This window comes from Streptomyces silvisoli (genome assembly GCF_029269905.1).
GTDB lineage: Bacteria > Actinomycetota > Actinomycetes > Streptomycetales > Streptomycetaceae > Streptantibioticus_A > Streptantibioticus_A silvisoli_A.
The window spans coordinates 46,125-52,491 of the sequence record NZ_JARJBC010000035.1 but is presented as its reverse complement, the minus strand read 5'-3'; the positions used below and the strand labels follow the sequence as shown (position 1 = coordinate 52,491).

7 protein-coding genes and 1 pseudogene are annotated in these 6,367 nt (G+C 73.1%); 5 read left to right on the top strand and 3 right to left on the bottom strand.

Annotation, left to right across the window (positions count from 1 at the left end):
- From P3G67_RS33810 to P3G67_RS33795, 4 genes and pseudogenes are all read left to right on the top strand, one after another.
- A pseudogene (locus P3G67_RS33810) lies at positions 1–133 on the top strand (flavodoxin-dependent (E)-4-hydroxy-3-methylbut-2-enyl-diphosphate synthase); the annotation flags it as partial.
- A 62-nt stretch (positions 134–195) separates the two neighbouring features.
- Positions 196–1,041: a GNAT family N-acetyltransferase gene (locus P3G67_RS33805; protein ID WP_276096913.1), complete on the top strand. Its 846-nt coding sequence runs from the start codon at positions 196–198 to the stop codon at positions 1,039–1,041.
- Positions 1,042–1,286: 245 nt separating this feature from the next.
- On the top strand, positions 1,287–1,823 hold the full coding sequence (locus P3G67_RS33800) for a GNAT family N-acetyltransferase (RefSeq protein WP_276096912.1): 537 nt from the start codon (positions 1,287–1,289) through the stop codon (positions 1,821–1,823).
- A gap of 96 nt (positions 1,824–1,919) precedes the next feature.
- Complete coding sequence (locus P3G67_RS33795; protein WP_276096911.1) at positions 1,920–3,593, top strand: proline--tRNA ligase; 1,674 nt, start codon at positions 1,920–1,922, stop codon at positions 3,591–3,593.
- A 3-nt stretch (positions 3,594–3,596) separates the two neighbouring features.
- Here the strand turns inward: P3G67_RS33795 and P3G67_RS33790 are convergent, their stop codons facing one another.
- Genes P3G67_RS33790 through P3G67_RS33780 form a run of 3 tightly spaced genes read right to left on the bottom strand, consistent with a single transcriptional unit; the run spans position 3,597 to position 5,564 of the window.
- Positions 3,597–4,520, bottom strand: a complete 924-nt coding sequence (locus tag P3G67_RS33790) for an aminoglycoside phosphotransferase family protein (protein ID WP_276096910.1) — start codon at positions 4,518–4,520, stop codon at positions 3,597–3,599.
- Between the two features lie 41 nt (positions 4,521–4,561).
- On the bottom strand, positions 4,562–5,044 hold the full coding sequence (locus P3G67_RS33785) for a ferritin-like domain-containing protein (protein WP_276096909.1): 483 nt from the start codon (positions 5,042–5,044) through the stop codon (positions 4,562–4,564).
- Positions 5,045–5,075: 31 nt separating this feature from the next.
- Complete coding sequence (locus P3G67_RS33780; RefSeq protein ID WP_269859485.1) at positions 5,076–5,564, bottom strand: hypothetical protein; 489 nt, start codon at positions 5,562–5,564, stop codon at positions 5,076–5,078.
- Positions 5,565–5,802: 238 nt separating this feature from the next.
- Here P3G67_RS33780 and rimP point away from each other — a divergent pair, with 238 nt between their 5' ends.
- Entirely contained in the window at positions 5,803–6,366 is a 564-nt protein-coding gene (gene rimP / locus P3G67_RS33775) for a ribosome maturation factor RimP (protein WP_276096908.1), read from the top strand.
- Position 6,367 lies beyond the last annotated feature (1 nt).

Genomic DNA, 6,367 nt, shown 5'->3' with positions numbered 1-6,367 from the left:
GAAGGGTGAGGTGATCAAGACGGTTCCGGAGTCGAAGATCGTGGAGACCCTGATCGAGGAGGCGATGAAGCTCGCCGCGCTGATGGAGGCCGAGGGCGTGCCCTCCGGCGAACCCGCCGTCACCGTCTCCTGACACCTCAGTCGCAGCCGCACGGTAAAGTGCGGAGATCAGCCCCGTACTGGTGAGGCGCCCACGTGTTGACGACGACCACCACCAAGGTCCTGGAACCGGCCGAACTCGACGCGGCGCTGGCCGTTCTGGAGCGGGAGCCGGTCGTCAACGCCTTCGTCGCCGCCCGCGTACGCGTCGCCGGTCTGGACCCCTGGCGGCTCGGCGGCGAGATGTGGGGCTGGTACACCGGTGGACGCCTTGAGTCGCTGTGCTACGCCGGGGCGAACCTGGTGCCGATCTGCGCGGGCCCGGAGGCGGTGCGTGCCTTCGCCGAACGGGCCCGGCGCAGCGGACGCCGCTGTTCCTCCATCGTCGGGCCGGCCGAGTCCACCGCCGAACTGTGGTCGCTGCTGGAGCCCAGCTGGGGCCCGGCCCGCGAGGTCCGCGCCCACCAGCCGCTGATGGTCACCCGCTCGCTGCCCGCCGACGTGCCTCCCGACCCCCTGGTGCGGCGGGTCCGGCGGGACGAGCTGGACCTGATCATGCCCGCCTGCGTCGCCATGTTCACCGAGGAGGTCGGTGTCTCCCCGCTGGCGGGCGACGGCGGGCTGCTCTACCAGGCCCGGGTCGCCGAACTCGTCACCTCCGGGCGGGCGTTCGCCCGCATCGAGGACGGCCGGGTGGTGTTCAAGGCGGAGATCGGCGCGGTCACCCAGCACGCCTGCCAGATCCAGGGCGTCTGGGTGGCCCCCGAGTACCGCGGCCGCGGACTGTCGGAGACCGGTATGTCCGCGGTGCTGCACTACGCGCTGCGCGATGTCGCCCCGGTCGCCAGCCTCTACGTCAACGACTTCAACGCCGCCGCCCGGGCCGCCTACCGCCGCGTCGGGTTCGCCGAGGTCGGCTCGTTCATGAGCGTGCTGTTCTGACTTTTTTGTGTTCGCTCACGTCCTTTTTGTGTTCGCTCGCCTCCGGGCGCTTGTACCCGGTCTCGACACTCCTCGTCGAGCGGTCGCTTCGCTCCCTCCTCCTCGTCGCTTTCGAGACTGGCGCGCCCTTTGGCTCGCTCACCTCGCGGAAGCGGGGTGCCCCGGCGCGTTCCATCACGGGCGGGGCGGGCAGCAAGGCTCAGGCGCCGTGGTTGCCGCGGCCGTGCCGCTAGTACGCTCCGGTCATGGACGACGTGGCGGTGGGGCCGCTTGATCTGGCGAGCAGGGTGGACGACGCACTCGCGGTGCAGGCACTCGCGTTCGGGCTCACCGACGATGAGATCGCGGTCCGCCGCCAGATCGTGCTGCGCCACCTGACCCTGCCGGGAGTCCGGGCACTGGGCGCCACCACCGCCGACGGCCGCCTGGTGGGCTTCGTCTACGGGATGCCCAACGACCGCGGCCACTGGTGGTCCACCGTCGTGGAACCGTATCTGCGCAGAGGCGGCCACGACGACTGGCTGGACGACTCGTTCGTCATCGTGGAACTCCACGTCCTGCCCGCCTACCAGGGCGTCGGCATCGGCCGCCGGCTGATCACGGAGATCACCGCCCCGGTACCGCAGCCGCGCACGATACTGTCCGCGCTGGACCTGGACAGCCCCGCCCGCCGTTTCTACCGCGGCCTCGGCTACCGCGACCTGGCGCACCCGGTGCACTTCCCGAGCGCCAGGACCCCGTACACGGTGATGGGCGCGATGCTGCCGCTGCGCGGACGCTGAGCCGCGAAAACCCGTACGGCACCGGCCGCGCCGCGCAGTATCGTCGGCCGCGGCACACTGACAGCGTCCGTACGGAGAGCCACCATGGTCCTGCGCATGTCCCGAATGCTCCTCAAGACACTGCGCGACGCCCCGGCCGACGCCGAGACCGCCAGCCACAAGCTGCTGGTGCGCGCCGGATACGTGCGCCGTACGTCGGCGGGTGTGTGGACCTGGCTGCCGCTGGGCAAGCGGGTGTTGGACAACGTCTCCCGGGTGGTGCGCGAGGAGATGGACGCCATCGGCGGCCAGGAGGTGCTGCTCCCGGCGCTGCTGCCGCGCGAGCCCTACGAGACCACCGGCCGCGCCGACGAGTACGGCGACCTGCTGTTCCGGCTCAGCGACCGCAAGGGCGCGCAGTACGTACTCGGCCCCACCCACGAGGAGATCTTCACCCAGGTGGTGAAGGACCAGGCCACGTCCTACAAGGACCTGCCGGTGATCCTCTACCAGATCCAGACCAAGTACCGGGACGAGGCCAGGCCCCGGTCGGGCGTGCTGCGCGGCCGTGAGTTCCAGATGAAGGACGCCTACTCCTTCGACACCGACGACGAGGGCCTGGCCGCCTCCTACCGGCTGCACCGCGAGGCGTATGTGCGGATCTTCGAGCGGCTCGGCTTCGACTACCGGATCGTCTCGGCCGTCTCCGGTGCCATGGGGGGCTCGGCCTCCGAGGAGTTCCTGGCTCCCGCGGCGGCGGGCGAGGACACCTTCGTGGACTGCCCCAAGTGCGACTACGCGGCCAACACGGAGGCGGTCACCGCCGTCGTCCCGCCCGTCCCCGACGTCGAGCACCCGCCGGTCGAGGAACTGGACACCCCCGACACCCCCACCATCGAGACGCTCGCCGCACACCTGGGCGTGCCCGCCTCGGCGACGCTGAAGAACCTGCTGGTCAAGATCGACGGAGAGGTCACCGCGATCGGAGTTCCCGGCGACCGCGAGGTGGACCTCGGCAAGCTCGCCGAGCAACTGGCCCCCGCCACCGTCGAGTTGGTGACCGCCGAGGACTTCGAGGGGCGCCCGGAACTCGTCCGCGGCTACATCGGGCCGCAGGACCGCGCCTTTCCGTACCTCGCCGATCCGCGGATCGCCGAGGGCACCGCGTGGATCACCGGCGCCAACAAGCCGGGGCGGCACGCCCGCAACGTGGTGTGCGGCCGGGACTTCACCGTCGACCGCTACCTGGACGTGGTCGTGGTGGAGCCGGGCGACCCGTGCCCCAAGTGCGGCGCGGGCCTGGAGATCGGCCGGGCCATCGAGATCGGGCACATCTTCCAACTCGGCCGCAAGTACACCGACGCGTTCACCCTGGACGTCCTCGGCAAGGAGGGCAAGCCGGTCCGGGTCACCATGGGCAGCTACGGCATCGGCATCTCGCGGGCGGTGGCGGCGCTGGCCGAGCAGACCTCGGACGAGCACGGGCTGTGCTGGCCGCGCGAGGTGGCACCGGCCGATGTGCACATCGTCGCCGCGGGCAAGGCCGCCCAGACCGAACTCGCCCTGCAACTGGCCGACCGGCTGCACGCCGCCGGTGTCCGGGTGCTGGTGGACGACCGCACCGCGGTCTCGCCCGGGGTGAAGTTCACCGACGCCGAACTGATCGGGGTGCCCACCATCTTGGTGGCGGGCCGCCGGGCGGCCGAGGGCGTGGTCGAGCTGAAGGACCGCCGCACCGGCGAGCGCGAAGAGGTGTCCGTGGCCGAGGCGTTGGACCGGCTGACCGGCTGACGCCTACAGCCAGCTGGCGAACTCCAGCAGCAGTTCGCCGCCCTCCCGGTCACCGACCGACAGGCTCCACATCCCGGCCTCGACCGCCCGGAAGAACGACCAGTCCCGCAGCCGGTCCCGGTCCACGTCCAGCGCCTCGGCCAGCTTTCCCAGCCGCCGACGCGCCGCGGACCGGGCCGCGGGCGCCGCGGCCAGGGTGTCCAGTCGGTCCCGTACCAGCCAGGCCAGGTCGTAACCGGGGTCGCCGACCAGTGGCTTGGGGTCGATGGCCAGCCACGGCAGCCGGTCGGCGGCGAGCACGTTGCCGTGGTGGAAGTCGCCGTGCAGCAGCACCGGTTCCGGCGGATCGGCCAGCAGCCGGTCGCGCAGCTCCAGCGCCTCGTCGACCAGCGGGCGGGCGTCCGCCGCCCACGGCCGCTCGGCGCGCTCTCGCAACTTACCGGCCAGGCGAGCCGTGTGCTCGGCGACCGAGGTGAACGGATGGCCGGCGGCCGGCACCCACAGTCTGCGCAGCACTCCGGCGGCCTCCAGCATCGCCTTGGCGTCCGGCAGCGAGCGCAGCGAGATGTCACCGTGCAGCCGCTCCAGCAGCAGCACGCCCCGCTCGGCGTCTGCGCGCAGCAGCCGTACCGCGCCCAGCCCGTCCCAGTGCGCCAGGGCGGCGTGCTCCTCGGCGGTCTCGGCGGTCACCAGGCCCAGCTTGAGCGCCGCGGGTGTGCCGTCGGCCTGCCGGACCAGCACCACCATGCTGATGTTCCCGCCGGGCTGCTGCACCCGCTCCGGCGTCAACTCCCAGCGTTCCAGGTACTCCTGGAGCCGCTCGGGAAGTCCGGCCAGCCACTCCCGGCCCGCCTCGCCCTCCCACGCGGTCAGCACGCGGACCAGCCGCTCGGGTGGCTCCAGCGGTACGTGCGGTGCCGAAGCCATGGGTGACGGGTCCTTCCGGTCCGGTTCGGTCAGGTGGCGGTTCACAGGGAGTCGGGCGAGGGCGTGGCGGACGCGGACGAGCCGGCGTCGGCGGTCCGCTCCGGCAGCCCGGGGAAGGCCGCGCCGCTGCCCCGCCAGCGCACCGCCCGTACCGCCGACTCGCGCAGCGCGGCCGCGGCGTCCCGGCGCACGTCGCCGTGTCCGGCCCGCACCAGGTCGGCGTAGGCGGCGGCGACCCGGTCCTCCAGCACCGCGGCCAGCCGGACCGCGGAGGCGGGGTCGGTCACCGGGAACGGCAGCGCGTACCCGGCGTCCGCGGCCACCGGATCGGCGCCGAGGTCGCGGACGGTACGGGTGAGCGCGTCACGGTGGGCGCGGTGCGCGTCGTAGGCGGCGCGGGCGTCGGCGCGCCGCGCGTCGTCCACCCGGGCGCCGACCACCCCGTAGCCGTACAGGGCGGCGTACTCGGCGGCCAGCGCGGCCTGCACGGCCGCGAGTTCGCCACCGGGTGACGGGGTGGTCATCGGGCCCTCCTCAGCTGCGGCAGTGGTCATTTCAGCCACCGCCGCCCTGGAGCAGCGCCGCATGGCAGGCCCCGGCCGCCGCGACCGAGGCGAGCAGCCGGGCCAGTTCCGGCGGGGCGTCCTGAAGCGCGGTGGTACGGGCGTCGGCGGTGCGCCGCTCGGCGTCGGCCAGCGCGGCCAGCGCCGCGTTCTGGTCGGCCGCGACCGCGCCGCCGGACCCGCTGGGGGCCGGGCCCGCCGAGCCGCCCGACGGCGTGAACGCCGCGATGTGCAGGGCGACTTGGGCGCGCAGCGGACGCAGCCGGTCGGCGAGCGCGGGGTGCGCGGCGGCGGTGGCGTCGTACCGGGCGAGCAGTGCGGCGCTGTCCCGCGCGGCCCGGGCGCTCAGCTCGGCCGTCGGGTCGGCCGGGGCGCCGTGCGCGGCGCCGCCCGAGCATCCGGCCAGGGCCGCCAGCGGCACGGCCAGACCGCCGGTGAGGACGGCCCGTCTGCGCGGGCCGCCGGGGGCCTGCGACGTCATGGGGAGCGGCACGTTCCTCTTCCTGGCGGCATGCTGGGGCGGATCCCGGATCCCGGGACGGTCCTGGCGGATCAAGGTCCAGGGCAGGGCAGAGCCTACCCGTGACGGGTAGGCGGGCGCGTGCACCCATCGGGTCTGCTCACGGGCGCCCGAATCGTCAGTCGGGTGCCGGAAACGATAGGCTCATGCCGACACGCGACGAACCCACAACAGCAAACGCGGCCGAGGAGTCACCCGGATGAGCACCACCCAGACCGACAGGCTGCGAGAGATGCTGGAGCCGCTGACATCGGCAGCGGGTCTGGAGCTGGAAGAGGTCGCGGTCACCCCGGCGGGCAAGCGGCGGATGCTGCGGGTCGTGGTCGACTCCGACGAGGGCGTACAGCTGGACGTGGTGGCCGAACTCAGCCGTGAGTTCTCCGCGGCCCTTGACACGTCGGACGTGATGGGCGGAGCCCCGTACGTCCTGGAGGTCAGCTCTCCCGGCACCGACCGGCCGCTGACCGAACCCCGCCACTTCGTACGCAACACCGGCCGCCTCATCAAGGTGCAGCTGGCCGAGGGCGGCGAGCTGGTCGCCCGCATCACGGGGGTGGACGACGAGGGGCTTGACCTTGAGGTACCGGGCGTCAAGGGCCGCAAGCCCACCGCCCGCCGCCTCGCCTTCGCGGAGATCGCCAAGGCCCGGGTAGAGGTCGAGTTCAACCGCAAGGCCCCCGCTGACACCCCCGACCTGGACGACGACGCGGACGGCGACACGGACCCGGCCGCCGACAACGCCGAGAGCACTGAGGAGGCGTAGC

Bases quoted from the DNA above. Each gene is read 5' to 3' on its own strand.
- P3G67_RS33780 (WP_269859485.1), bottom strand. From the start codon at position 5,564: ATGACGTCGCAGGCCCCCGGCGGCCCGCGCAGACGGGCCGTCCTCACC.
- P3G67_RS33800 (WP_276096912.1), top strand. From the start codon at position 1,287: ATGGACGACGTGGCGGTGGGGCCGCTTGATCTGGCGAGCAGGGTGGAC.
- P3G67_RS33795 (WP_276096911.1), top strand. From the start codon at position 1,920: ATGTCCCGAATGCTCCTCAAGACACTGCGCGACGCCCCGGCCGACGCC.
- P3G67_RS33785 (WP_276096909.1), bottom strand. From the start codon at position 5,044: ATGACCACCCCGTCACCCGGTGGCGAACTCGCGGCCGTGCAGGCCGCG.
- rimP (WP_276096908.1), top strand. From the start codon at position 5,803: ATGAGCACCACCCAGACCGACAGGCTGCGAGAGATGCTGGAGCCGCTG.
- P3G67_RS33790 (WP_276096910.1), bottom strand. From the start codon at position 4,520: ATGGCTTCGGCACCGCACGTACCGCTGGAGCCACCCGAGCGGCTGGTC.